This is a genomic window from Streptomyces sp. AN091965 (genome assembly GCF_022698285.1).
GTDB lineage: Bacteria > Actinomycetota > Actinomycetes > Streptomycetales > Streptomycetaceae > Streptomyces.
The window spans coordinates 5,433,397-5,458,066 of sequence record NZ_JALDMY010000001.1; the positions used below are offsets into that span (position 1 = coordinate 5,433,397).

Below are 24,670 nucleotides of genomic sequence, written 5' to 3' on the forward strand. Positions count from 1 at the left end.
GTTGAGAGGGAATAGCGTCCGCAGCGTCCGCAAGCCCACGCACACATGCTCTGAGCTGCATGAATGGTGCGGACGCTAAGTGCGGACGCTAGCTTTTCGCAGCGTCCGCAGCGTCCGCACCTGCTCTCCCCTTGAGAGCAGGATTCCGCAGCTCACGGCTGCTCTTAGAGGGAGAGGGGTGCGGACGCTGTGATCCTGCCCCTCCTTGATGCATCCGATGACTCCGACGAAGAGGCCACCACTCGGGGCGCGGGGGTGGCCTCTTCGTGGTGTCGACGGCCGGTCGTGCGCGACGAGGCTCAACGCGGCACGGCGGCTGTCGCGCGCGAGCGCAGCGAGCTGCCAAGGGCCGAGCGGCCGCAGGCCGCTCCTTGCAAGGTTCTGACTGGCTACGCTGGTGTGCACCAGCCAACGAATGGGGAGCGTGCTGCGGGAATGGCAGAGACCAAGTCGGCTCGGGTGGAACGCACGATCCGAGAGTGGGTCGGAGGGGGGAAGCTCGCCCCCGGGGACAAGGTTCCGTCGGAGCGCACCCTGACGACGGAACTCGACATCGGCCGCACCGCGCTGCGGCAGGTCCTCGCGCGGCTCGTAGGAGAAGGCGTGTTGGAGGTGCACGGCCGCAGTTCGTACCGAGTGCCGGCGCCCTCCCCGAGCCAGCGGCGGGTCGGTGCCACCACGTCGGGAGAGCTGGAGCCGTGGCAGATCTACGGCGAGCGGCCCGTGTACGACAACCGTTGGGTTCGACTCGACCTGGTCGACGTCGAGCCCCCAGGCGTGAAGCGCTTTGAGCACCATGTGGTGCGCCTTCAGCACGTCGCGATCACGGCCGTACTGGATGACCAAGACCGCGTACTCATGCTCTGGCGCTACCGCTTCGTGCCGGATCAATGGGGCTGGGAGCTTCCCGGCGGCATCGTGGACGAGGGCGAGGACGCCCATGCGTGCGCCACGCGGGAAGTCGAGGAAGAGACGGGCTGGCGCCCTGTTGCCCTTGAGCACGTAGTCACGTATCAGCCCATGGTCGGCATGGTGGACTCACCGCACGAGATCTTCGTAGCGCACGGTGCGGAGCAGATCGGTGAACCGACAGACGCAGAGGAAGCTGGCCGAGTCGAGTGGGTGCCGCTCACGGATGTCCCCGGCCTGATGGCGCGTGGTCAACTCATGGGGTCCGGAACCCTCGTTGCACTCCTGCACGTGCTCGCGAACAGGAAGAACGCTCCTACAGCCTCTGTGTGAGCTGATCGATGCGGCGGCGATGCCGCGCCGAACCGGTGCGGCTTGCCAACAGGCGCGCGGTCCTCAGGTGCTCTTGCGCCTGGTCGTACTCGCCGCGCGCCAGGTGCGCTTGGGCAAGGTCGCACCGGAGCCCCGATTCGGCACGGACGAACGTGGAATCGAGAGAGCCAAGCGCCTGGTAGAGGCTGCTAACCGCATCGTCGTCCCCGAGCATCGCGAGCGCGTTACCGCGCCATCGAGCCAGGTGCGAGGCATTAAGGAAAATGCTCAACATGTCCGGGTCCCTGGCTTCGTCGCCGGGCGGCAGCACGGACGCGGCCAGGTCAAGGGCGCGGCGGCAGTCGTCGGCCAGTTCGGGCCCGGCTTTGGCGCACAACTCCGCTTCGGCCGCGTAGAGCCACGCTTGAAGGCGTGGAGACATGTGGCCTTCAGCCGCCCTACGGGCGTCGCGCACAAGTGCCACGGCCAGTTCAGGCCGTCCCGCCTCGCTGAGGACGTAGGCCTGCTCTGCCATGGCGTGCGCGAGGTACATGGGCTCTCCGGCTTCCTGGGACGCGCGCTTGCCCAACTCGTAGTTTCGCCACGCTCGTTCGATGGCCCCCGCGTCCAAGGCCTGCCATGCTGCGAGCGTCGCGGCAGCAGCCAACGCCTGAGCAATAGGCCGTCGGGCGTCAGGGAGGACCGCGAACGTGAGCGCGTCTTCAAGCCTGGTCAGGTGGCCCGTCATCTGGTCGACGAGAGCGGCAGCCCCCATCTGCCTGTCCATCGTGCGGAACAGCTCGGTCTGATCAGTGAAGGTCTTCACCATGCCGAGGCCGACGCTCCGGGCCGAATCGATACGGCTGATCAGCTCGTCATAGCCGCCCACCAGTGGCGGCCCGGCTGCCTGCGTCCCGCCGAGCAACTCCTCGTCGGTGAGGCCGAGGAGAGGTCGGAGGATCGCCGCGAACCGCACTGAGATCTTGCGCTTGCCGTTCTCCCACTCGGAGACGTAGACGCGGAGACTCGCGGTCGTCGGGACGTCAAGCGCGTGCTGCCGGGCGTATCGCTCGACCTCCCGGACGAGACGTTCCTGAGACCAGCCGCGGGCAGTTCGAGCGTCCCTGAGCTGTTCACTCACGCATATCGCCCCCAGTCGCTAGGCCGTTCGGACCTCGCACCAGGATGCACCAAATCCCGAGGTCGAAGGGGGTTAACACTCCTCTTAACTTCCCAGTTGTTAAGGCCTGTTGGCTACCGGTGCACCCCTGCGCGGGAGTTCCCTCGGAGCATGCAGCAACCGCGAATCTTCCAGTCCTGGTGCACACCCTCTTGCATCTGGTGCGCACCAGATGCAAGCTACTGGTGCGCACCAGATTGGACGCGAAAGCGGCCCGTGGCGCTCTTACGTCGCCATGGGTCGACACAGCAAGGAGCGGCCTCCACCGCCAAGCAGATAGCCGCTCCTCGACCCGAAAGGGGTACCTCCATCATGCCTGGAACTGTCATGGAGCAGGGCACCGCGCAGGATGCGGGCTTAGGGATCACCCGCAGCGAACTCGGCGTTCTGCTGGACCACTTGCGGGAGATCCGGAAGTCGATCTCCGGTATGGAGCGGCGGATCGATGCGCTGGAGAGCGCGGCGCGCATCCCGGCCGTGTCGAAGGCAGGGCAGCCGGGGACGGTCGTCGCGAGCGGCCCGGTTGGCCGCCTGGTGGACAACGTGGACGTGCTCGGGGACCCGGAGCCGGGAGCTCCCACGCGGGTGACCGTGGATGTGTGCTCGCACCTGTCGTTCGGTGAACTGCTGGCCCTGTTGCTGTTCACGCCGGGGCTGAATCTGCTGTGGTCCGAGCTGGAGGACGACGACGTTGCGGTTCGGGAGGGCGTGAGCTTTGCCGTGCTGGCCAATGATCTGCTGGCCCTGGACGACCGCGCGGACTACGCCGTGTCCCTGTACCGCCGTCGGCCGCAGGCCTGCGCCCCGGCGGGCCTGCCGGAGGTGGACCCGACGTATGTGTACTGCGTGGGGCAGGCCATCCAGCGGGTGTACGGGGTGACGGCATGAGCACCGCCGCCCTGGACGCCCTGTACACGCAGGTTGGGGCCGCTGCGGCGCCGGTCGTCTCCCTTGCGGGGATGGACCGGCGCCGGGACGGCGACACCTTCGCCACCATCCCCGTGGCCGGGCTGGAGCTGACGGTGGGCGAGGCGGCCGCCGCGCTGTTCGAGACGGCTGCGGATGACCTCGCGCTTCCGGTGCCCAGCACCGACGCCCTGTACGCGGCGCTCACCGCCGCCGTGAACACGCTGGGCCCGACAGGGATCGCGGAGCACACGCCCGAGTTCGAGGGCCTGGACGGAGATCCGGTGGAGTGGCCGGAGGTGGCTGCCTGCCGCCGGTTCGCCTACCGGCTGGCCCTGTCGTTCTGGTACGCCGGAGCACGCTCGCGGCCGATGACGGCCGGGGAGGTCGGCGCGGCCGTGTACCTCTCCAGCCTGAACCGCTACCGGGCGGAGGTCTTCCGCGAGCTGCCGGGCCGCAAGCTGCTGCTGGCCCGCGCGATCCACGAGGGCGTCACGGCGGTGCCGACCGAGACCCTGATCCGTCTGGGTGCGGTGATGGGCGGGGAGTTGGGTGGAGCCGACCGTGACCGTGAGCGGGAGTGGTTGTACAAGCAGGCCCTGCCCGACTACCACCGCCGCCGCTTCGCGTTCGACCTGGTGCGCTTCGACCGCAGCCAGCCCGCGCCGCTGATCGTGCGCCCCGACTCCGGCGGCTACACCATCGGCCTGACCCCGCCGCCCGGCCCTGAGGGCACCTGGCTGCGGCCCCTGCGGGCGGAGTGGTAGCCGTGCGCCCCGGACACCCCCTCAACTCCGCCAGGCGGCGCGTGCGCAAGGAACAGCTCGCGCGCCGCCACGGGCAGCGCTGCGCCTACTGCCGCCGCCCGTTCTCCTGCCTGAGTGAGGCCACCCTCGACCACGTGGCGCCGTGCTCGCTGTGGCGTTCGTGGTCGGTCACCTCGCTGATGCTGGCCTGTGTCGACTGCAACCGCGCCAAGGCGAACCAACTGCCGCTCTCGCTGGCCCTGGTGCTGTGCGCAGTGTTCACGTCGACGCCCGTCAACGACGCTTCGACGCCCGTCGCCCCGACCGTCGACGCCCCGACTGTTCACGTCGACGGTCCCACGCTCACGGCCGCTCATGCCGTGTTCACGGCGCCGTTCACGCTCGGCCTCTGGCGGCTTCTGGCCCGACTCGCACACAGCCACCAGCCGACGTTCACGGCCGTGTGGTCGCCCGACCCGACCAGCCGACGGTCGACCCCTGACCGGCGTCAATCGGCATGCCACGACCGCCGTGAACAGCATCCGTCGGCCCGACCGGGCTGCCTGCGCGCACCCCGACCAGGGCGGGCGTGCGCGGGCCCCACCGGAGAGGCGGTGCCCGCGTGAACGCGCTGAACACCCCCGTGAACGGATCGGCCCGACCCGTGAAGACGGTGAACACCACCGTGAACGAGACAGCCGACTCCATGAACACCTCTGCCCTCGACGCGAGTCGGGCGCCAGTCGACCCGGCCCGGTCGACCCGCCGTCGGCCCGACCACGGCGACGACGGCGGCAAGAAGCCATCGGCCGCTTCCCGGCTCGTGGCGCTCGCCCGCGAGGAGTACCGGTTCGTGACGTCCCCCGACGGCCGCCCCTACGCGGTCGCCCTGGAGGGGCCGAACGTCGCGCTGCCGCTGCGGAACAAGGGCGGCTTGCGGCAGCGGCTGGCCCGGCAGTTCGCCGACGCCTACCCCGGCGAAGTCGCCTCGCAATCCGCGCTCGCCGACGCCATGACCGTCCTGGAAGGCATCGCCGACTCCGGCGACCCCGAACCCGTGCACCTGCGGGTCGGCCGGGACCCCGCCGGCGGAATCGTGGTCGACCTCGCCAGCGCCGACGGCCGCGCGGTCGTGGTCACGGCCACAGGGTGGAACGTCGTGGAGCGGGCCCCGGTGCTCTTCCGGCGTTCCGGTGCCATGGCCCCGATGCCTGCCCCGGTGCTGGACGGCGACGGACTGGCCAAACTCCACGCCCTGCTCAACATGGACGAACCCTCCTTCCACCAGCTCGTCGCGTGGCTGGTCGCGGCCTGGATTCCCGACATCCCCCACCCCGCCCTCGTCTGCAAGGGCGAGCAGGGCACGGGCAAGTCCAAGGCCGCGCAGATGTTCATCAACCTCATCGACCCGTCCCCGGCCGCCAAGCGCAGCCAGCCACGCGACGAAAAGGCCTGGTCGCGGCAGGCGTTCAGCTCATGGGCCCTGTGCCTGGACAACGTGAGCACGATCCCGCCGTGGCTCTCGGACACCCTGTGCAAGGCCGTGACCGGAGACGGTGTGGTCGACCGCGCCCTGTACACCGACGACGACGTGGTCGTGCTCACCTTCAAACGGGTGCTGGCCCTGACCACCATCGACGCCGGGGCGCTCGCCGGGGACCTGGCCGAACGCGTCCTCCTGCTCGACCTCCAGCTCATCGACTCCGAACACCGCCGCTCCGAAGAGGAACTCGACGCCACCTTCGAAGCCGTCCGCCCGGCCGTGCTCGGCGCCCTGTTCGACGTCCTCGCGTGCGTGCTCGCGGTCCTGCCCGGCGTGCGGCTTCAGTCCATGCCGCGCATGGCCGACTTCGCCCGCGTCCTCGCCGCCGTCGACCAGACACAGGGCTGGAACACCCTGAACGACTACCTCGCCACCTCCGCGAACGTCGCCACCGACGCCCTGGAAGGCGACCTGTTCGCCATGGCCATCGCCCACCTGGTGGAGCAGGCGGGCACCTGGCAGGGCACCGCCGGACAGCTCCTCGAAGCCCTGCCCGCGCCGCTGGTCCGCCCGCCGAACTGGCCCAAGGACGCCACCCGCACCAGCGGACGCGTCAAGCGCCTCGCCCCGCTGCTGCGCTCCATCGGAATCATGGTCGACGACACGCAGCGTAGCCGCGACCGGACCCGGCACAAGCTCCTCACCCTGTCCCGCGCACCCGACGAAGACGCGTCAGCGTCCGCACCCGAACAGGCCTCCCTCTGGCCGGAGGTGGCCCCACCGGGGCACGGCAGAACCCTGCCTGACCAGTCCTGACGTAGCCGGACCACCCGCCGGGCCGGGCCGCACACCAGCGGCCCGGACACGTCAAAGGCTGCGGACGCTACAGCCGTCCAGCGTCCTCAGCGTCCGCACTAGCGTCCGCACCCCGCACCCCCGCTGGCCTGCCACAACACGGCCTTGCGGACGCTGGAGCGCTGCGGACGCTGAAATACACCAACTCTCTAGGACGGCAACCGGCACCACTCCCACGCACCGCCCCAACGGACACGAGGAGTCACCAAAGCCATGGCCAGAGAAGAGCCCACCGACCCACGCGCCACCCTGCGCGGCGGCCTCCCCGACCGCTACCTCACCCCCGAGGACCTGGTCACCCTGTTCAGCCTCCCCAGCGTCGAAACCGTCTACCAGTGGCGCCGCAAACGCATCGGCCCCACCGGCTTCCGCGTCGGCCGCTACCTCCGCTTCAACCCCGCCGCCGTACAAGCCTGGGAAACCGAGCGAACCGCCCTCGACGACGAGGCGGCCTGAACCGCCGGTGCGACAGCGGGCGTGACGGAACTCCCGGCAGCGGCACCAGGTTTCGTCACGCGACCGGCACCGGCCCAGCGGGGTGCTAGGTCTAGCGCCCGCCCCTGCTAGGCCTAGCAGCCCTACTAGCAGCCGATCCGCCCTCTGACCAGCTGCCTAGCGCCTAGCACCCCCACCCGCTGGCACTCGTGAAACGGGCCCGAACGGCGAGGGAGGCAGCACCCGCCCGGCCGGGGAAGGGGGGAGAAGTCCCCCGGCACCTCCCCGGCCGCCCTCCCCCGCAGCCACCTGCGGAAACGGCCCCGGGGGAGGCAGGGGAGGCACCGACGGAGATCCCCCGGAACACCCCTCTGGCGGCCGTTTCGGGCCCCCGCCTCCACCTCCCCCGGCGGCACGACGAGCGGCAGGAAGCTCCGCCCACCGCCCCCAGGGAGCCAGGGAGAACTCCCTGACCACCTCCCTACCCCGCCTCCCTCCACCTGACCAGCGCAAAAGGCCTCTCAGGGAGGCAGGGAGGCGCACCCCCAACACCCCCGAACACCCCCTCAGGAAGCCGACCGAGACCCCTGTCTCCGCCTCCCTGAGACCCACCGCACGGGCCACCAGGCCCCGCAACGTCCTGCTACCGAGAAGGGAGTCAGCCCCGATGGCTGGCCACATCCAAGACCGCTGGTACAAGACCGGGACCGCCGCCGACGGCAAGACCGTCCGCGTCAGGACCGACCGCTACGGCAAGGGCCTGCGCTACCGCGCCCGCTACATCGGCCCCGACGGCACCGAGCAGAACAAGAGCTTCTCCGACGGCAAGAAGCGGCTTGCCGAGAAGTGGCTGACGCGGATCGAAGCGGACATGGACGCGGGCCAGTTCATCGATCCGAAGGCTGCCCGCACCACCTTCCGGCAGTACGCCGAGAAGTGGGTCAAGAGCCTCACTTCCGACGAGAACAGCCATGCGGCGGTCAAGTCTCGGCTCCGGCTGTACGCCTACCCGAACATCGGCTCTCGGCCGCTCGGCTCGTTCCAGCCGGAACACATCCGGGATTGGCTGGGCGAACTCAAGCAAGCAGTGCCGAATGCGACGCACCGGCGCCTCATCTTCGAGAACGTCTCGTCCGTCATGAACGCGGCGCTTGACGACGGCATTCTGCGGCGCAACCCGTGCCGAGCGACGTCGGTGAAGGCGCCTGAGCCTGTACCGACGCGGGTCAAGCCGTGGACGGCCGCGCGGATGTTCGCCGTGCGGGCGGCGCTCCCCGAGCAGTACCGCGCGATGGCCGACCTTGGGGCAGGGTGCGGACTGCGGCAGGGCGAGATCTTCGGCCTGCCGGTCGACGAGGTCGGATTCCTCACTGGCTGGCTGCACGTCGGCTTCCAGGTGAAGCAGGTCCGGGGGAGGCAGGTGTTCGCGCCCCCGAAGCGGGGCAAGGTGCGGGACGTGCCCCTGCCTGCGGAGGTCGCGAAGGTGCTGACCGAGCATGTTCGGCGGTTCCCGCCGGTCGACGTCACCCTGCCTTGGCTGACGCCCGACGGCGAACCGCTCACCAAGAAGCTCGTGTTCGTCGCACCGCAGGGCGGGGCGCTCTGGCGCGACGTCTTCAACGACGTCGCCTGGAAACCCGCTCTGGCTGCCGCTGACGTCATTCCGGTGCCGGGGGCGGGCGAGCGGTACGCGGCGGCGCGAGCGCACGGCATGCACGCCCTCAGGCACTTCTACGCGTCCGTGCTCCTGGACGCCGGGGAGAGCATCAAGGCTCTGAGTACCTACCTGGGGCACAGCGACCCCGGTTTCACGCTCAGGGTCTATACGCACCTGATGCCGAGCAGCGAGGGGCGCACCCGGAAGGCTGTCGACGGGGTGTTCCGCGCGGCCGGTTCCCATGATCACGGCCCTGGGACGGCCCACGCTGCCTGAGAAGGCCCGGTACGGCGGCTCCGCCGCAGGTCAGAGGCATATCGGCCTGTCTGGCGCACAGATGGCTAACATGTGCCCAACGGCCCCCGTTTTGGCGTGGCCGCGACAGCCAACGGGGGCTGCGGGCACTGGGGGAGTAGGGCACGCATGGCAGGCGAGCTGCGGTTCGGGCTCCTCGGCGTGCCCGCCGTGTACGACGCGGCGGGCGAACCCCGCCCGCTCCGCAGCCCCAAGGCCCGCGCCCTGCTGACCGCGCTGCTGCTCGCACCGGGCCGCGTGGTCTCCGCCGACGCGCTCACGGAGGCGCTGTGGGGCGACGCGCCGCCCGCCTCCGCCCGTGCCTCGCTGCAGAACCACGTCACCCGGCTGCGCCGCCTCCTCGACGACCCGGCCCGGCTGCGCGCCGTACCGCCGGGCTACCGGCTGCTCGTGGCCGACGGCGAACTCGACGTCCGCGTCTTCGAACGGCACGCCGCCGCGGCCCGCGCGGCCCACGCCGCCCGCGACTGGGACACCGCCGAGGCCGAGGCCGCGGCGGCCCTGTGCCTGTGGCGCGGCGCCCCGCTCTCCGGCCTCTCCACGACCACCGCGGGTGACGCCCTGGTCCAGCGCCTGGAGGAGGCCCGCCTGCTCGTCCTGGAGTGGCGCCACGACGCGGCCCTGGAACGCACCCTTGAGCGTGGACCCGAACTCGCGGCCCTCGTACCGGAGTTGGCTTCGCTCGTCACTGAGCATCCGCTCCGCGAGGCGTTCCACCGCCAGCTCATGCTCCTGCTGCACCGCACCGGCCGCCAGGCGGAGGCCCTGGCCGTCCACCGCGCACTGCGCCGCAGGCTGGTCGAGGAGCTCGGCGTCGAGCCGGGCGACGGCGTCCGCGCGGCCCACCGGGAGATCCTCAGCAGCCCCGGAGCCCGCGCCACCCCCGCCGCGCAGCCGACCCGCGCCGTCCTCGCCGGGGGTCGCCCCACCACGTCACCGCCGCGCCGCGCGCCCCGCCCCGCCCAGCTCCCGCCCGCGCCCTCGCACTTCACAGGGCGCGAGGACACGGCCCGTGAGCTGCGCGAACGGCTCACCGACGGCAGCGGGGGCGCCCCGCCCGTGGTCGTGCTCTCGGGCATGGCGGGCGTCGGCAAGAGCGCCCTCGCCCTGCACGTCGCACACGGCCTGCGGGAGCACTTCCCCGACGGCCAGCTCTACGTCAACCTGCACGGGGCCACCCCCGGCGTCGCCCCGCTCACCCCGGGCCAGGCCCTCGCCGCGCTGCTCCGCGACCTCGGGGCCGAGGCCCGGCACGCCCCCGACGACCCGGACGCGGCGGCCGCGCTGCTGCGCTCGCTCCTGGCCCCCACCCGTACGCTCCTCGTCCTCGACGGGGCCGCGAGCGCCGCGCAGGTGCGGCCGCTGCTGCCCGGCGGCGCGGGCTGCGGCACCCTCGTGACCAGCCGCTCCCCGCTCACCGCGCTCGACGGCGCCGCCCGCTTCCCGCTGCCCCCGCTGTCCGCCGAGGCCAGCACCGCGCTGCTGCGCGCCGCGTCGGGGCGGGCCGACCTCGGCGCGGGGCACCCGCTGGTGCGGCTCACGGGCCGCCTCCCGCTCGCGCTGCGGATCGTCGCGGCCCGGCTCGCCGCCCGCCGCGCGCTCACCCCGGACGCCCTCGCGGGCCTCCTGACGGACTGCGAGGGCCGCCTGAGGCACCTGGAGTACGACGACTTGAGCGTGCGGCGCTCCCTCGACGTCGCCCTGGAGGCGCTGCGCACCTCCGACCGCGACAGCGACCGCGACGCCGCCCGCGCCCTCGGCGTCATCGGCGCGCTCGACCTGCCCGCGTACGGCGCGCAGCTCCTCGCGAGGCTGCTCGGCACGGAGCGCTGGCGCGCCCAGGCCGCCCTGGACCGCCTCGTCGACGTCGCCCTCCTCGAAGAGACCGCGTACGGCCGCTACGCCCCGCACGACCTCGTACGGGACTTCGCCCGCGCCCACCGCGAGCCCCGTCCCGCGGGCGCCTTCGGCGCGACGGCCCTGCGCTGGTACGGCGACACCGCCCGCGCGGCGCTGCTCGCGATCGCCCCGGAGAGCCGGGACCGAGAGGACCGCCTCGCCGTCCCCGCGCCCGCCGTCCCCGCGCCCGAAGACCTGGAGCCCTTCGGCTCCCTGGACGCCGCGTTCGCCTGGGCCGACGGGGAGCTGGACAACGTCGTCGCCCTCACCGAACGGCACACCGGCGACGCCTCCGGGCTCGTACCGGCCCTGGTGCGGAACCTCTTCCCGTACCTCCAGCGCCGCGGCCGCCTCACCGAGTGGGGCACCCTCGCCGCGATCGCCGTGGACACCGCGCGGCTGCACGGCGACCCGGCCGTGACGGCGCAGGCCCTCACCGACCTCGCGGGCCACCGCTTCATGACGGGCCGCGCGGGCGAGGCCCTGGCCCTGAACGACGAGGCGCTCGCCCTGTGGCACGGCATCGGCCGCGCGTCCTGCGTGCGCCGCGGCCTGAACCACCGGGGCCTGCTGCTCGACGGCCTGGGCCGCCGCGCGGAGGCCGTGGACGCCCTGACCCGGGCCCTGGACCTCGCCCGCTCCCTGGACGACCCGCTCAGCGAGGCCATCACGTTCAGTCACCTCGGCAACCTCTACGAGCACAGCGACGCCCGGCTCGCCATCGTCCACCACGAGCGCAGCCTCGCCATCGGCGAACGCATCGGCCACGCCGTCGTCCGCCAGTCCGCGCACTGCAACATCGGCTACGCCCACCTCGCCCTCGGCGAACCGGCCGCCGCCCTCGGCCACTTCGAGGTCAGCCTGCGCGTGCACGGCGAGTACGAGGACTGGCACGGCGAGTCCCACACCCGCCTCGGCCTGGTCCGCGCCCTGCGCGCCCTGGGCCGCACCGCGGAGGCGGACCGCGCCTGCGCCCTCCTCCTGGAGCGCGCCGCCCACCGCGGTGACACCCACATGACCGGCCTGGCCCGCCACCAGCACGGCCTCCTCCTCCGCGCCCAGGGCCGTCCCCAACAGGCCCAGGAGCAGTGGCGCTCGGCCCTCACCGCCCTGGAGTCCCTGGACGGAGCGAGCCCCAAGGTAGTGACGGAACTGCGCGAACTCACCGGCGGACCATCGAGCCCGACCGGCGTTTGAGGACGAGCGCGCAGCGCGAAAGGGCCCGGTCCGAAGGGTGGCCGCACGCTTCACTTGGCATCGGCGTAGCACCGTACGACCGCCGTGGTGAACGGAAACCGCACCGGGGTCTCGCCGAACGCGATCCGCCCCGCCAGGTCCCCGGCCTCCCGCACGGCCGCCGCGACCTCCTCCGCCTCCTCGTCCGGGCAGTGCACGATCACCTCGTCGTGCTGGAAGAAGACCAGCTCGGCGCGGAGGTGCGCGGTGGCCCTGCGCAGCGCGGCGAGCATGAGCAGAGCCCATTCGGAGGCGCTGCCCTGCACCACGAAGTTCCGTGTGAAGCGACCGCGGGCGCGGGCGTTGGTGGAGGCGTACCCGGGGGTGAAGCCGCCCTCCCGGGGGGTGTCGTCGGGCTCGGCGGCGTCCTCCTGCGGCAGGCCCGCCTCGCCGAAGGCGTCCTCGCCCGTGCCGGCCGCGGGCGGGCTGGTCCGGCCCAGCCAGGTCCGCACGAGCCGGCCCTCCTCGCCCGCGCGCGCCGCGTCGTCGACGTACGCGACGGCCTGCGGGAAGCGGCGGCGCAGCGCCGCCAGGTTCTTCAGGCCGTCGCCGGAGGTCTGGCCGTAGACCGCGCCGAGCAGCGCCAGCTTGGCGTGCTCGCGGTCGCCGGAGAACGCGCGGTCCGACAGCCGTGCGTACAGGTCGTCGGGGCTGGCCGCCACGTCCATCAGGCCCCGGTCGCGCGAGATGGCGGCAAGGACGCGCGGCTCCAGCTGGTCGGCGTCGGCGACGACGAGCCGCCAGCCCGGGTCCGCGACCACCGCGCGCCGGATGACCTTGGGGATCTGCAGGGCGCCGCCGCCGTTCGTGGTCCAGCGGCCGGTGACGGTGCCGCCCGGCGTGTACTCCGGCCGGAAGCGGCCGTCGCGCACCCAGTCCTGGAGCCAGGACCAGCCGTGGGCGGTCCACACGCGGTACAGCGACTTGTACTCCAGGAGCGGGCGCACGGCGGGGTGGTCGATCTCCTCCAGCTCCCAGCGCCGGGTCGAGCGGACCTTGACGCCCGCCCGCGCGAACGCCTTGACCACGTCCGCGGGCAGGTCGGGGCGCACCCGGTGCCCGAAGGCCGCCGACACCTCGTCGGCCAGCTCGGCCAGGCGCCGGGGCTCGCCACCGCCGCCGTACCGCTCGCCGAGCAGCTCGGTGAGGACGTCGCGGTGGACGTCCGCGCGCCACGGCAGCCCGGCCCCGTTCATCTCCGCGGCCACGAGCATGCCCGCCGACTCGGCGGCCGTGAGCAGCCGCATCCGACCCGGGTGCGCGGTCGCCCCATGCCGTTCGAGCTGCTCCGCGTACACCTCCAGGAGGGCGTCGAAGGGCAGTGGGGCGGACGCGGACGGTTCGAAGAGGGAGTCCTGCGCGCCAGGCACCGCGGCGCGGGGCGGAGGGTCCGGGGGCACGGGTCTTCGCCTGCCGCGCGCCCAGGCGGCCGCCGCCGAACGGGGCTCGCCGAGCCGCCCCTCGTGCGCGAGCAGCAGCGCCTCCGCGGCCTCCACGTCGTAGCAGCGCTCGACCCGGACGCCCGCCGCGAGCAGCCGGGGATAGAGGCCGGCGGTGGACCGCCACACCCAGCGTCCGACCCCGGGGCGCCGCCGCACCGCCCCGGCGAGGTCGTCCTCCCGCACGGCGGGCCCGACGGGCAGCCCGTCGTCCCCGAGCTGTGCCACGAGCACCCCCGGCCCGTCCTCCGCGATGGCCCACCGTTGCGCTTCCACCCCTCGACGATCGCACCCGCCACTGACAATCGGGCCCCGGACCTGGGCGGCCGCCCGGCCGCACCCCGCATGGCCCACCCCGCATGCCGCCCCCGGCCGCCCCTGCCACGCTCGGTGCCATGCGCGTCGCCCTGGCCCAGACCGACTGCGTGCTCGGCGAGGTGGACGAGAACCTGGAGGTCGCCCGCGAGTGCGTGGCCCAGGCACGGGCCCAGTCCGCCGACCTCGTGGTGTTCCCCGAGCTGAGCCTGCACGGCTACCACCTGGGCGCCCTGAAGCGGGACACCTCGCTGCCCGCCGACGACCCGCGCCTGCTCGGCCTGTCCCTGCTCGGCCCGGACGTCCTGCTCGGCCTGCACGAGCACACCAGCCTGCGCGCGTACAACACGTCGGGCTACTACGCGGCGGGCGCCCTGCGGCACGCGCACCGCAAGCTGTACCTGCCGAACTACCTCGCCTGGGAGGAGCGCAAGCACGTCAGCCCGGGCCAGCACCTGCGCGCCTACGACCTGCCCGGCGGGCACGGCCGCGCGGCCACGCTCATCTGTAACGACGCCTGGCAGCCGGTGCTTCCGTGGCTCGCGGTGCAGGACGGCGCGGAGGTCATCGTCGTCCCCACGAACAGCGCGGCGAGCCTCGACCCGGAGGCGATGGACACGGGCCTGTACTGGGACACCCTGCTGTCGTACACGGCCCGCATGCTCCAGTGCTGGGTGGTGTTCGTGAACCGCGTCGGCAACGAGAACGGGGCCACGTTCTGGGGCGGTTCACGGGTCGTGGACCCGCGCGGCACGGTGGTCGCGCAGGCGCCCAAGTGGGAGCCGGGCCTGGTCACCGTCGACATCGACCTGCACGAGGCCCGGCGCCAGCGCCGCGCGGTCCCCCTGGTCGCGGAGGCCCGCCTCGGCCTCATCGACCGAGAGGTCCGCCGCCTGATCGACGAGGGCGGCGACTCTTAGCCTGTCCGCTGTGGGCAATCGTCCCGCAGGGCGGGACGGGTGGGCACAGCACCGCGGCGCCGCCCAGCCGTCGCACCAGGGCCGCAAGGCCTCAGCCGTCCGAGGCCAGGCAGGCCCGGGGCACCCGCCACGCCCCCGCCACCGCGGCCACCGCCCCGCACACCCCCGCGCACACCCCCATGGCCCCCCACGGCACCACCACCCCCACCGGCACCGAAAGGCGTGCGAGAGCCAGCGCGAGCCCCCCGAGCCCGACCGCCGTCACCGCGAGCCCCAGCACCACGCCCACCGCCACCGCGACCACCGCCTCCCCGGCCGCCACGAGCCGCAGCTGACCGGGCGTCGCCCCCGCCAGGCGCAGGGACCGCAGCTCGGGAGCCCGTACCGGCGCGGTCATCAGCAGCGTGGAGACCAGGGAGATCGCCGCGTACGTGAGGCAGAGCGCGAGCAGCATGAGCAGGCCGAGCCGGGTCTGGCGCCGCATCTCCGGGTACGTGGTGGCGAGCCAGTCGTCGACCGGCCGCACCACACCGCCGCTCGCGCGCAGCACCCGCGCCACGGCGGCGCGGTCGGCCCCGGCCCCGAGCCGGACGTCGAGGCGGTCCACGGGTGCGCCCGCCGCGTTCGCGGCGGTCACGTACGCGCCGTTGTCGCCGGTGCCGCGCGCGAGGACCGCCACGATCCGCAGCCGGGCCCGCCGCCCGTCGCCGAGCCACACGGACACCCGCTCGCCGACGCGGTGCCGCTGCCACTCCTCGTCGACGACGATCGAACGGTCGTCGAGGTCGCGCACGTCGCCCGCCACCACCGGCAGCCGGGTCACCGCCGCGAACGCCGCCGGGTCGGCCACCGCCCGCGCCTCGGCCCTGACCACCGCCGACCCGTCGTCCTCGGGCACGAACACGGCGGTGGCGGCGGACGCGGCGACGGTGGCGCCCGCGACCGGACCCGCGGGGCGCAGCCCCGCGCCGGTGACGACGAGGTCGGCGGCGGTGCGCTGCCGGGCCTCCGCCGCCTTCGCCGCGCCGACCGTCCCGGCGGAGCCGAACAGACAGCCCGCCAGTGCCACCGTGACGAGGACGGGCGCGGCGACGGCGGCGGTGCGGCGCACCCCGGCGCCGCAGCCGGCGCGGACGATCCGGGCGAGGGCGGCCGCCCGGCGGGCCCGCCCGGGCCGCGCGACGGCGGGACGGGGGAAGAGCGCCACGACGTGCCGTACGAGCAGCGGCGCGAGCGCGGCGACCGCCGTGGCCAGGAACATCGGCAAGACGGTGTACGTCTTGCGCTTGAGCAGGTCCGAAGGGTCCGACCACAGCGTCCACAGGAGCATCCCGAGCGCCCCCGCGAGCAGCGCGGCGCCCGCGACGCGGCGGCCCGGCGGCATCACCCCGGTGTCGAGCGACGCCTCGCGCAGCGCCTCCACGGGGCTGACCCGGGCCGCGCGCCGCGCCGCGCTCCAGGCTCCCGCCAGGGCGACGAGGAGCCCGGTCCAGAAGGCGAGTTGATACGGCCACCAGGTCCAGCGCAGGCCTTCGGCCACCGTGAACCACGGCGGTGCGACCTCCGCGTCCACCAGGGCCCGCGCGAGGCGCGGGGCGACCCAGGCCCCGAGCCCGCAGCCGGTGGCGGCCGCCAGGGACCCGACCACCAGGGCCTCGCCGAGCAGCCAGCGCCGCACCTGGCCCCGGCTCGCCCCGGCCGCCCGCAGCAGCCCCAGCTCACGGCGGCGCAGCGCCACCACGAACGCGCACGTGGACGCGGTCACGAACGCCGAGACGAACACGGCGACGCCGCCCGCCGTGCCGAGGAACGCGTTCACGGCCACGAGCGCCCGCCCGTCCCGCTCCGCGCCCGGGTCGACGCGGGCGCGGTCCGCGCCGGTGAGCACCCGGGCCCCGGTGCGGGACGCGGCGACGGCGGCCCGCACCGCGCCGACGGGCGCGCGCACGCCGACGGCGTCCGGCCCGCCGCTGACCCGCACCGGGCCGAGCCGCCGCAGGTCGGCGAGCAGTTCCTTGTCCACAGGGTGTGGATGGACGAGCCGCTCCTCGACGCGCTCGGTCCGCGGCCCCCGCCGCACCGGCACGCTCAGCGTGTCCCGCCCCGCCACGACCACGGGCGACGCCGCGAACCGCTGGGGCCCGCGCTCCGCGCCGCCCGTGCTCGCGGCGAGCCCCACCCCCATCGCGGCGGTCAGGGCCACCCCGAGGGCGACGGCGACGAAGGCCCCGAGGAACCCGGCCCAGCGAGAACGGAGCGAAGCAAAGATCATGCCCCAAGCGAACCGCCCCCGGCCTCCCGCCTCACGCCCCCTGGCGGGCGGATCGGAGGTAGGGCCAGACCTACCCTTAGGGGTATGGACTCGGTGATCGACAAGGCGTTCGCGGCGGCCCTGTACGCGCACACGCCCCCTGACGCGACCACCGGGCCCGGCGACGGCGCGAGCGGACGCGGACGCCGCGGGCGGCGCGGCCGTGGTGCCGTCGCGGCGCGGCACGTCGACGACGCCCTCGACACCGCCGCCTCCCTGCTCGCCGCCGCCCCCGCCGCCGACGCCGAAGTGGCCCGCCGCGGCGAGGAGTTCGTGCGCCGCGCCTGGGAGCGCGGCTGGCAGCCCGCCGACGTCGTCCGGCTCGTGCGCCGCGACCTCGACGAGGACCACGTACGCCTCGCCGCCGAGCTCATCCGCGCCGAGACCCGCCGCTACGCCCCCGAGGAGCTGCCCGCCCGCTGGCCCGGCCAGCTCGCCGACCTCGACGCGCTCGCCCCGTGGCGCGCCCCGGACCGCTTCACGCGCGCCACCGCCCTGCTCACCCTCTACCGCCTCCTCCTGCACCTGCCCGCCATCGAGCCGGTCGGCCCGCCCCCGGGCGCCCGCGGCCCGCTCGACGCCCCGCCCGCGCACGACGAGCCGCGCGCCCTGACCCGGATCCGCGCCCTGCTGGCCAAGGCCGAGGCGACCACGTTCCCGGAGGAGGCGGAGGCCCTGACCGCGAAGGCGCAGGAGCTGACGGCCCGGTACAGCGTCGACGAGGCGCTGCTCGCCGCGCGCACGCACGCCACCGGCACGCCCGGCGCCTGCCGCGTCGGCGTCGACGCCCCGTACGAGACCGCGAAGGCGATCCTCCTCGACGCCGTCGCCACCGCGAACCGCTGCCGCGCCGTGTGGAACGAGGCCTTCGCCTTCTCCACCGTCGTCGGCTTCGAACCCGACCTGGACGTCGTCGCCTTGCTGTACGCCTCCCTCCTGGTCCAGGGCACGGCGGCCATGACCACCGCCGAGGCGGGCCAGCGCGCGGGTGGCCGCAACCGCACCAAGACCTTCCGCCAGGCCTTCTGGATGGCGTACGCCCACCGCGTCGGCGCCCGTCTGGAGGCCGCTGCCGCGCCCGTCACGCACGAGGGCGCGGACGGCGCGCTGCTCCCGGTGCTCGCGGCCCGGGACGTCTCCGTCACCGACCGCACGGAGCGGATGTTCCCCGAGACCACCACGACCCGCGTGCGCGGCGTGCACGACGGCGCGGGCTGGGCCGAGGGCGCGGCCGCCGCGGCGGGCGCTAACCTTCACGCACGTGTGAGGCTTCCGGACACCCTTACGGACACGACGGACACGAGGGACTGACATGCGCATCGGAGAACTGGCGGAACGCACCGACACGTCCCGCAGGCTGCTGCGCTACTACGAGGAACAGGGCCTGATCGTCGCCGACCGGACCCCCAACGGCTACCGCGACTACGACGAGTTCTACGTCGACCGCGTCCTGCAGATCCGCGGCCTCCTGGAGGCCGGGCTGCCCACCCGCATCATCAAGCAGATCCTGCCCTGCCTGAACAAGCCCCGCGTCATCCACTTCCCCGACGCGACGCCGGAGATGCTCGCCACCCTGGCACACGAGCGCGACCGCATGACCGAGCGCGTCGAATGCCTGACCCGCAACCGCGACGCGATCGCGGAATACCTGGCAGCGGTAACCCGAACCCGAGCCCAACAACCGGCCTGACCCCGAAGCCCGCCCGCGGACGACCGGCCCGCCCCCCCCGCCCTGTGCGCGGCTGGCCCGCCTTCCCCACCCCCGCCCCTGTGGGCGGCTGGTCCACCCCCCCGCCCTGTGGGCGGCTGGTCCGCCCAGGGGGCGGAACGGGCGGGCACAGGGCGGACCGCCGCGCGACGCGAACCCCACCCGCGCCCCACCACGCCAGCACCCGCACACCGAGCCCCACCCCATAAACCCCCAAACCCCTGCGTACCATCACGGAGTGACCTGGTGGCGAGCACTGAGACAGACCGCCCACACGGGCCTGTCCGTGGAGCGCCGCCGCCTGGAACCCCTCGTGGCCCTGCGCGGAGCCACCGGCCTCGCCCTCGTCATCGGCGCGAGCCTCACCCTCTTCGGCCCCGCCGTGGCGGCAAGCTCCGCGTTCGGCGCGTACCAGGCGGCCATCGCCACCTTCCAGCGCAGCTGGCGCCCGCGCCCCGAGCTCGCCATCGCCTCCGGCACGAGCCTCGCCGTCTCCACCTTCCTCGGCTACGTGACGGGCTCCCACCAGCCGCTGTTTCTCGCCCTGCTCGCCCTGTGGACCTTCCTCGCGGGCCTGAGCTGGGCGGCGGGCCCCACGATCGGCCTCATCGCCACGTCCAACGTCGCCATCATGCTGGTGACCATCACCCTCCCCACCTCCATCGCGGCGGCCGCGGGCCACGCCGCGACGATGGTCGTCGGCGGCCTCGTCCAGGCGGCCCTGGTGGTCGTCTTCCCGGTACGCCGCTGGGGCGCCCACCGCGACGCCCTGGCCGACGCCCTGGCCGCGGAGGCCGACTACGCCCGCCGCCTGCGCCACGACCCGGCGGCCCCCTTCGACCCGGTCCCGCTGATGGCGGCCCGCGACGCCGCGACGATCACTCCGCGCCAGGCCCGCACCCGCCCCGCCGAACTCCACGGCGCCCGCGGCCTCGCCGAACGCATCCGCCCGGTGCTCGCCTCGCTCGCCGACCCGGCGATGGGCGTCCCCGAGGAGGGCCCCGAACGCGCCCGCGCCCGTGAACTCCTCGCCGCCGCGGCCGACATCCTCGACGCCGCCGCCCGAGCCATCCGCCACGGCACCCCCGTCCGCCTTCCGCCCCCCGCCGTGGCCGCCTTCCAGACCCCCGACACGGGCGCCATCCTCCAGGGCCCACCCCACAGGGCGGCGACGCGCCTGGGAGCCCTGCTCAAGGACGTGGTGGAAGTGGCAGGCGGCCGCGCGACCGCTCCCGCCGCGCCCGAGGCGCCGAGCGACCGTGACGCCAGGGCGAGCGCCAAGCACCTCCTCCGCCCGGGCCTGGCGGCCCTGGTCCCCGCCGCCGCCAAGGCCATGCGCACCGAGCTCCGGCGACGCGGCTCCCCCGTCACCCGCCACGCCCTTCGCGTCACCACGGTCGCCACCGCCGGCTACGCCCTGGGCACCCACCTCCCCCTGGGCCACGCCTACTGGGCCCCCATGGCCTCGGTCATGGTGATGCGCCCGGACTTCTCCCAGACGTACTCCCGCGCCGTCGCCCGCTTCGCCGGCACCCTCGTCGGCGTGGCCCTGGCCACGGGCCTGGTCCAGCTCGTCCACCCCGGCACCCGCCTCTCCGCGGCGCTCGCCGTCCTCTGCGCGGGGCTCATGTACCTGCTGATGCGCACGGGCCAGTTCGCCGCGCAGGCCTGCGTCGCCGCGTACGTGGTGTTCCTGCTCGGCATGGGCGGCGAGGAGTGGACGCAGACGGTCCCGGAGCGCGTCTTCCTGACGCTGCTCGGCGGCGCCCTCGCGATGCTCGCGTACGCCTTCTACCCGGCCTGGGAGACCCCGCGCCTGCGCACCCGCCTCGCGGACTGGCTGGCGGCGGACGGCCGGTACGCCGCCGCCGTCGTCGGCCACTACGCCGAGCCCGCCGGCAAGTCCTGCCCGGACGTCCGCGAGGCCCTGCTCGCCGCCCGCGACGCCCGCGTCGCCTGGCAGGAGGCGGCCGAGCGCGCCCAGCGGGAGCCCGTGCGCCACCGCGGCCTGTCCCGCGCCGCCGCGCAGGGAGCCGAGCTGGCCCTGGTGCAGATCGGCCGCGTCGCCATGCTGATGGAGGCGCACCTGCCGGAACGCGGCGCGCCCCCGGTCCCGGCCGCCGCCCGCTTCGCGGACGCCCTGCGCACCGCGACCGCCCAGGGCGCGCGGGCCGTGCGCGAACGCCGCGTCCCCGACTGGGGCCCGGTGCGCGAGGCCCTGGACGCCTGGGACGGCGAGGGCGTCCCGGACCGCGTCGTCCGGCGCGGCACGGGCCTGCTCCTCCAGGCCCTCGACGACCTCTCCGACGCCCTGGACACCACGCCGCCGCCGATGCTGGTGGACGGCACGGACAGCGGCGGCGGGCACTGAGCGGTCTTGTGCGAGTGCGGTGCGGTTCGGCAGCGCCCCGAAGGGGCGCGGGGAACTGCGCGTTCAGCCACGACGGTCCCGCAGGTGATCGACGGCCCATCGGGGCGATTCCAGCGAAGCGCTCGGCGGCCGGGCTACCAGGAGGACTTGCGCACGCCGGGCAGGAATCCGGCGTGCGCCTGCTCGCGCAGCCGGACCCGGGAGAGCCCGAACGTCCGCACGTACCCGCGCGGCCGCCCGTCCACGCTGTCGCGGTTGCGGACGCGCGTGGCGCTGGCGTCGCGCGGCTGGCGCGCCAGTTCCCGCCGGGCCGCGAGCCGTTCGGCGTCCGGCGTGGACGGGCTGCGGAGCAGCTCCTTCAGCTCGGCCCGCCGCGCGGCGTACCGGGCGACGACCTCGCGCCGCTTCTCGTTCTTCGCGACCTTGCTCTTCTTGGCCATCAGACCTTCACCCCGCGCGCCCGGATCCTGGCGACGGCGGCCTCGACGCCGATCACGTCGACGGTCTTGATGCCCCGGGCGCTCAGCCGCAGGCGCACGTACCGGCTCTCGCTCGGCAGCCAGTAGCGCTTGCTCTGGACGTTCGGGTCGAAGCGGCGCGAGGTGCGCCGGTGGGAGTGGGAGACGTTCTTGCCGAAGCCGGGCTTCGCGCCGGTCAGCTGGCAGTGGGCGGACAAGGTGACGCACCTCTCGTTCGGTGGTGGCTCCGGCCATTTGGAAACGGGATCCATTTTCATATACTAGCCCTCATGGCTCGCAACGAACTCCGCCCCGTCATCAAGCTCCGGTCCACCGCCGGCACGGGCTACACGTACGTGACCCGCAAGAACCGCCGGAACGACCCGGACCGCCTGACCCTGCGCAAGTACGACCCCGTGGCAGGCCGCCACGTCGACTTCCGAGAGGAGCGCTGATCCGCGTGCGACCCGGAATCCACCCGCCGTACGGGCCCGTCGTCTTCCGCGACAAGGCCGCGGGCTTCGCCTTCCTCACCCGCTCGACGGCCACCAGCGACAGGACGGTCGACTGGGAGGACGGCCGCACGTACCCCGTCATCGACGTCGAGGTCTCCTCCGCGAGCCACCCCTTCTACACGGGGCAGCAGCGCGTCCTCGACACGGCGGGCCGCGTGGAGCGCTTCGAGCGGCGCTACGGGAGCGCCCGCCCGTCCGCGGCGCCCGACACCGCTGACGACGGGGCCCGTTGATGGGCGCCACCCTGGCCGTCGCCCTCGTCGGGGGCCTGCACACGGAGGCCAGGGCCGCGGCCGTGGCGCGGCTCCTGGCCACCGTCCCCGACAGCGTGGCCCTGCACCACGACCTCTCCACCGCCGCCACGGGCCGGGTCGTACGGACCGTGCGCGACGCCACCGGTGTCCTCTCCACCGGCGAGACCCCTCTCGTCAACGACTGCGCCTGCTGCGCCCTGCGCGAGGACCTCGTCCCGGAGCTGGAGCGGCTCGCCGCGGGCGGTCTCACCCGGCTCGCGGTCGTCGAACTGTGGGACTCCGTCGAACCGAAGGCGATGGCCGAGGTCATCGCCGGACACGGCTCGCGGGCGCTGCGCCTGAGCGGCGTCATCACGGCCGTCGACCCGGGCCTGCTCCTGCCCTGCCTCGCAGGCGGCGACGACCTGGCGGACGCGGGGCTCGCCGCGGCGCCCGGCGACCGGCGCACCGTCGCCGACACCTGGGCGCGCCAGCTGGAGTACGCCCCGGTGCTCGCCGTCCTGGACACGGCGGGCGCCGACGCCGAGGACCGCGCGCTCCTCGCCCAGCTCCACCCGACGGCCCGTCAGGTCCCGATCGGCGACGGCGACCTGGCGGGCGCCGCGCTCGCGGGCTTCGACGTGGAGGCGGCCGCCGCCGCGCAGCACCCGGCGTGCGCGCTGCTGCCCGCCGAGGCCGACGACGGCGGCGTCGCCACGCTCGTGTGGCACCGCCGCAGGCCCTTCCACCCCGAGCGCCTGTACGCGGCCCTGGAGGAACTCACCTGTGCGGCCGCCCGCAGCCGGGGCCGGTTCTGGCTCGCGGACCGGCCGGACACGCTGCTCGCCTGGGACGCGGCGGGCGGCGCGCTGTGCGTCGAGAGCGCGGGGCCGTGGCTGGCGTCCCTGCCGGACGCCGCCTGGGACCTGGTGCCGCCGGTGCGCCGCGCGGCCGCCGCCCTCGACTGGCACCCCGAACACGGCGACTGCTGCCAGCACCTCGTGTTCACCTCGCCGGGCCTCGACCGCGACGCCCTCACCGAGGTCCTGGAGTCCTGCCTCCTCACGGACGAGGAATACGCGGCGGGCCGCACGGCCTGGAAATCCCTGCCTCCGGCCTTCGACCAGTTCCTGGAGGTCTGAAACTCTCCTCCTTGCTGTCCGGCAATCGTCCCGCAGGGTGAGTGGGGGCATCCCCTGCTCGAGCGCAGCCGAGAGCTTGGGGAAGGGTGGGTACAGCCCCAGGTGCCGCTCAGCCGCTCGACCAGCCCCCGGGCCCCGCGGCGCCCGAAGCCACCAGGGGGCGCACGCGCAGCGCCCGCGCTTCCGCCCGGCCAGGGCCCCGCCCCCACCGGGAACCCCCCGACGGATCTTGCTCGTCCCCCCGGACGGCCCCCCTGCCACCGGGCAGACCCGCGGGCCCCGAGGTCAAGGAGAGGCGGCGCCCACCATGGTCAGCACCGGCGAACACGAGGACCGGCTGTTCGCCGCGCTGGCCAACGGCACCCGCCGCGAGGTCCTGCGCCTGCTGCGCGACCGCGGCCCGCAGCCCGTACAGGCCCTCGCCTCGCACTTCGACATGCGCAGGCCCAGCCTCTCGGAGCACCTGAAGGTGCTGCGGGAGGCCGGTCTCGTCTCCGGGGAGCGGGCGGGCCGCCAGCGCATCTACCGGATCGAAGCATTCCGTCTCGCCGAGGTGCGCGACTGGCTGGGACCGTACGAACACCTCTGGCACGAACGCACGTGTCAACGCACGTGCGAGCGCACGAGCGAGCCCCCGGAGTAGCCCGTACCGCCCGCCGCCGCGCGCAGCCGGAAAATTCACCTGCCACCAGAAGGCCTCCGCGCGCGTCTGTTCCTCATGTACGAGGTCATCGGATTCGGTCAACCCCGCGCGGAAGAGGGCGCGGAAGATCATGGACGGGGGCTGGCGTTCGCATGTCATGCGGGGTTCGGCGTGGTGGCGAGGGAGCTGTAACCAGCTCACCACGCCGCGTGCACGTGCATCTGCCCATGCATCGGCACATGAACACAGCTATGATCCGGGACAGTTGACGGCTACAACAACAGCCACGGCACCACCGGGGAGCGACCTGTGCACCACGTGTTCAACGGCATGGCGGCCACGGATCTTCACGGGGTGGTCTGGCAGAAGAGCAGGCACAGCAACTCGCAGGGTTCCTGCGTGGAGTTCGCGAAGCTGCCGGGCGGCGATGTCGCCGTCCGCAACTCGCGCTTTCCGGACGGGCCCGCGCTCGTCTACACGCGCGCCGAGATCGAGGCCATGCTGCTCGGCATGAAGGACGGCGAGTTCGACCATCTGCTCGGCGGCTGACCACTTCGATCCGACCGGTCGACGAGGAGCGCGCAAGCGGAAGCAAGGCAGACGAGGTCAGCAGAAACGATCGTCCGTGGGGGAAACCGCGACGGAAGGCGATCGTTCACGGGGACGCGGGGGGTGAACACCC

General features: G+C 74.0%; 22 protein-coding genes. 17 read left to right on the forward strand and 5 right to left on the reverse strand.

What is annotated here, in order from left to right:
- The first annotated feature begins 435 nt into the window (after positions 1 to 435).
- Entirely contained in the window at positions 436 to 1,242 is an 807-nt protein-coding gene (locus MQV74_RS23020) for an NUDIX domain-containing protein (protein WP_242720491.1), read from the forward strand.
- Here MQV74_RS23020 and MQV74_RS23025 read toward each other — a convergent pair.
- The gene (locus MQV74_RS23025; RefSeq protein WP_242720493.1) at positions 1,226 to 2,362 is read right to left on the reverse strand and encodes a helix-turn-helix domain-containing protein; all 1,137 of its coding nucleotides are present in this window, start codon (positions 2,360 to 2,362) and stop codon (positions 1,226 to 1,228) included. The genes MQV74_RS23020 and MQV74_RS23025 overlap by 17 nt on opposite strands.
- 366 nt (positions 2,363 to 2,728) lie before the next feature.
- Between MQV74_RS23025 and MQV74_RS23030 the strand changes: the two genes are divergently transcribed.
- The 7 genes from MQV74_RS23030 (at position 2,729) to MQV74_RS23060 (ending at position 11,894) form a co-directional block, all read left to right on the forward strand.
- The gene (locus MQV74_RS23030) at positions 2,729 to 3,289 is read left to right on the forward strand and encodes a hypothetical protein (protein ID WP_242720495.1); all 561 of its coding nucleotides are present in this window, start codon (positions 2,729 to 2,731) and stop codon (positions 3,287 to 3,289) included.
- Positions 3,286 to 4,074: a hypothetical protein gene (locus MQV74_RS23035; protein WP_242720497.1), complete on the forward strand. Its 789-nt coding sequence runs from the start codon at positions 3,286 to 3,288 to the stop codon at positions 4,072 to 4,074. Before MQV74_RS23030 ends, MQV74_RS23035 begins: the two co-directional genes overlap by 4 nt.
- Positions 4,075 to 4,076: 2 nt before the next feature.
- The gene (locus tag MQV74_RS23040) at positions 4,077 to 4,679 is read left to right on the forward strand and encodes an HNH endonuclease (RefSeq protein ID WP_242720498.1); all 603 of its coding nucleotides are present in this window, start codon (positions 4,077 to 4,079) and stop codon (positions 4,677 to 4,679) included.
- Between the two features lie 59 nt (positions 4,680 to 4,738).
- On the forward strand, positions 4,739 to 6,352 hold the full coding sequence (locus MQV74_RS23045; RefSeq protein WP_242720500.1) for an ATP-binding protein: 1,614 nt from the start codon (positions 4,739 to 4,741) through the stop codon (positions 6,350 to 6,352).
- 252 nt (positions 6,353 to 6,604) lie between these two features.
- Positions 6,605 to 6,847, forward strand: coding sequence for a helix-turn-helix transcriptional regulator (locus tag MQV74_RS23050; protein ID WP_242720503.1), 243 nt, complete (start codon positions 6,605 to 6,607; stop codon positions 6,845 to 6,847).
- Positions 6,848 to 7,493: 646 nt separating this feature from the next.
- A complete protein-coding gene (locus MQV74_RS23055) occupies positions 7,494 to 8,759 on the forward strand; it encodes a tyrosine-type recombinase/integrase (protein WP_242720505.1) in 1,266 nt (421 codons plus the stop codon).
- Between the two features lie 147 nt (positions 8,760 to 8,906).
- On the forward strand, positions 8,907 to 11,894 hold the full coding sequence (locus tag MQV74_RS23060; RefSeq protein ID WP_242720507.1) for an AfsR/SARP family transcriptional regulator: 2,988 nt from the start codon (positions 8,907 to 8,909) through the stop codon (positions 11,892 to 11,894).
- 50 nt (positions 11,895 to 11,944) lie between these two features.
- Here the strand turns inward: MQV74_RS23060 and MQV74_RS23065 are convergent, their stop codons facing one another.
- Positions 11,945 to 13,648: a bifunctional 3'-5' exonuclease/DNA polymerase gene (locus MQV74_RS23065; protein ID WP_242720509.1), complete on the reverse strand. Its 1,704-nt coding sequence runs from the start codon at positions 13,646 to 13,648 to the stop codon at positions 11,945 to 11,947.
- A gap of 119 nt (positions 13,649 to 13,767) precedes the next feature.
- Here MQV74_RS23065 and MQV74_RS23070 point away from each other — a divergent pair, with 119 nt between their 5' ends.
- Complete coding sequence (locus MQV74_RS23070) at positions 13,768 to 14,607, forward strand: nitrilase-related carbon-nitrogen hydrolase (RefSeq protein WP_242720511.1); 840 nt, start codon at positions 13,768 to 13,770, stop codon at positions 14,605 to 14,607.
- Between the two features lie 91 nt (positions 14,608 to 14,698).
- Here MQV74_RS23070 and MQV74_RS23075 read toward each other — a convergent pair whose 3' ends face one another.
- The gene (locus MQV74_RS23075; RefSeq protein ID WP_242720513.1) at positions 14,699 to 16,879 is read right to left on the reverse strand and encodes an FtsX-like permease family protein; all 2,181 of its coding nucleotides are present in this window, start codon (positions 16,877 to 16,879) and stop codon (positions 14,699 to 14,701) included.
- An 84-nt stretch (positions 16,880 to 16,963) separates the two neighbouring features.
- Here MQV74_RS23075 and MQV74_RS23080 point away from each other — a divergent pair, with 84 nt between their 5' ends.
- The 3 genes from MQV74_RS23080 (at position 16,964) to MQV74_RS23090 (ending at position 20,997) form a co-directional block, all read left to right on the forward strand.
- Positions 16,964 to 18,229 (forward strand): DUF2786 domain-containing protein, encoded by a 1,266-nt coding sequence (locus MQV74_RS23080; protein WP_242720515.1) that lies wholly within the window; start codon positions 16,964 to 16,966, stop codon positions 18,227 to 18,229.
- 1 nt (position 18,230) lies between these two features.
- Positions 18,231 to 18,608 carry a MerR family transcriptional regulator gene (locus tag MQV74_RS23085; protein ID WP_242720517.1) on the forward strand — a complete coding sequence of 126 codons (378 nt, stop codon included), beginning with the start codon at positions 18,231 to 18,233 and terminating at the stop codon, positions 18,606 to 18,608.
- Positions 18,609 to 18,864: 256 nt separating this feature from the next.
- Entirely contained in the window at positions 18,865 to 20,997 is a 2,133-nt protein-coding gene (locus MQV74_RS23090; protein ID WP_242720519.1) for an FUSC family protein, read from the forward strand.
- 134 nt (positions 20,998 to 21,131) lie between these two features.
- On the opposite strand, the gene rpsN is transcribed toward MQV74_RS23090, so the two are convergent.
- Complete coding sequence (gene rpsN, locus MQV74_RS23095; protein ID WP_242720521.1) at positions 21,132 to 21,437, reverse strand: 30S ribosomal protein S14; 306 nt, start codon at positions 21,435 to 21,437, stop codon at positions 21,132 to 21,134.
- Positions 21,437 to 21,673, reverse strand: a complete 237-nt coding sequence (gene rpmB, locus MQV74_RS23100) for a 50S ribosomal protein L28 (protein WP_138961079.1) — start codon at positions 21,671 to 21,673, stop codon at positions 21,437 to 21,439. Before rpmB ends, rpsN begins: the two co-directional genes overlap by 1 nt.
- A 72-nt stretch (positions 21,674 to 21,745) precedes the next feature.
- On the opposite strand from rpmB, the gene rpmG reads away from it, so the two are divergent.
- From rpmG to MQV74_RS23125, 5 genes are all read left to right on the forward strand, one after another.
- The gene (gene rpmG / locus MQV74_RS23105; protein ID WP_030361075.1) at positions 21,746 to 21,910 is read left to right on the forward strand and encodes a 50S ribosomal protein L33; all 165 of its coding nucleotides are present in this window, start codon (positions 21,746 to 21,748) and stop codon (positions 21,908 to 21,910) included.
- Between the two features lie 5 nt (positions 21,911 to 21,915).
- Positions 21,916 to 22,203 (forward strand): type B 50S ribosomal protein L31, encoded by a 288-nt coding sequence (locus MQV74_RS23110; protein ID WP_242720523.1) that lies wholly within the window; start codon positions 21,916 to 21,918, stop codon positions 22,201 to 22,203.
- Entirely contained in the window at positions 22,203 to 23,345 is a 1,143-nt protein-coding gene (locus MQV74_RS23115; RefSeq protein ID WP_242720525.1) for a CobW family GTP-binding protein, read from the forward strand. The genes MQV74_RS23110 and MQV74_RS23115 overlap by 1 nt, the downstream gene beginning before the upstream one ends.
- 307 nt (positions 23,346 to 23,652) lie before the next feature.
- Positions 23,653 to 23,988 (forward strand): ArsR/SmtB family transcription factor, encoded by a 336-nt coding sequence (locus MQV74_RS23120; RefSeq protein ID WP_242720527.1) that lies wholly within the window; start codon positions 23,653 to 23,655, stop codon positions 23,986 to 23,988.
- A gap of 309 nt (positions 23,989 to 24,297) precedes the next feature.
- Complete coding sequence (locus MQV74_RS23125; RefSeq protein ID WP_171075823.1) at positions 24,298 to 24,537, forward strand: DUF397 domain-containing protein; 240 nt, start codon at positions 24,298 to 24,300, stop codon at positions 24,535 to 24,537.
- Positions 24,538 to 24,670: the final 133 nt, after the last annotated feature.

What these genes read in the sequence shown, in the direction of transcription:
- MQV74_RS23020 (WP_242720491.1), top strand. Translation starts at nt 436, where the DNA reads ATGGCAGAGACCAAGTCGGCTCGGGTGGAACGCACGATCCGAGAGTGG.
- MQV74_RS23030 (WP_242720495.1), top strand. Translation starts at nt 2,729, where the DNA reads ATGGAGCAGGGCACCGCGCAGGATGCGGGCTTAGGGATCACCCGCAGC.
- MQV74_RS23035 (WP_242720497.1), top strand. Translation starts at nt 3,286, where the DNA reads ATGAGCACCGCCGCCCTGGACGCCCTGTACACGCAGGTTGGGGCCGCT.
- MQV74_RS23050 (WP_242720503.1), top strand. Translation starts at nt 6,605, where the DNA reads ATGGCCAGAGAAGAGCCCACCGACCCACGCGCCACCCTGCGCGGCGGC.
- MQV74_RS23055 (WP_242720505.1), top strand. Translation starts at nt 7,494, where the DNA reads ATGGCTGGCCACATCCAAGACCGCTGGTACAAGACCGGGACCGCCGCC.
- MQV74_RS23060 (WP_242720507.1), top strand. Translation starts at nt 8,907, where the DNA reads ATGGCAGGCGAGCTGCGGTTCGGGCTCCTCGGCGTGCCCGCCGTGTAC.
- MQV74_RS23070 (WP_242720511.1), top strand. Translation starts at nt 13,768, where the DNA reads ATGCGCGTCGCCCTGGCCCAGACCGACTGCGTGCTCGGCGAGGTGGAC.
- MQV74_RS23075 (WP_242720513.1), bottom strand. Translation starts at nt 16,879, where the DNA reads ATGATCTTTGCTTCGCTCCGTTCTCGCTGGGCCGGGTTCCTCGGGGCC.
- MQV74_RS23080 (WP_242720515.1), top strand. Translation starts at nt 16,964, where the DNA reads ATGGACTCGGTGATCGACAAGGCGTTCGCGGCGGCCCTGTACGCGCAC.
- MQV74_RS23085 (WP_242720517.1), top strand. Translation starts at nt 18,231, where the DNA reads ATGCGCATCGGAGAACTGGCGGAACGCACCGACACGTCCCGCAGGCTG.
- rpsN (WP_242720521.1), bottom strand. Translation starts at nt 21,437, where the DNA reads ATGGCCAAGAAGAGCAAGGTCGCGAAGAACGAGAAGCGGCGCGAGGTC.
- rpmG (WP_030361075.1), top strand. Translation starts at nt 21,746, where the DNA reads ATGGCTCGCAACGAACTCCGCCCCGTCATCAAGCTCCGGTCCACCGCC.
- MQV74_RS23115 (WP_242720525.1), top strand. Translation starts at nt 22,203, where the DNA reads ATGGGCGCCACCCTGGCCGTCGCCCTCGTCGGGGGCCTGCACACGGAG.
- MQV74_RS23120 (WP_242720527.1), top strand. Translation starts at nt 23,653, where the DNA reads ATGGTCAGCACCGGCGAACACGAGGACCGGCTGTTCGCCGCGCTGGCC.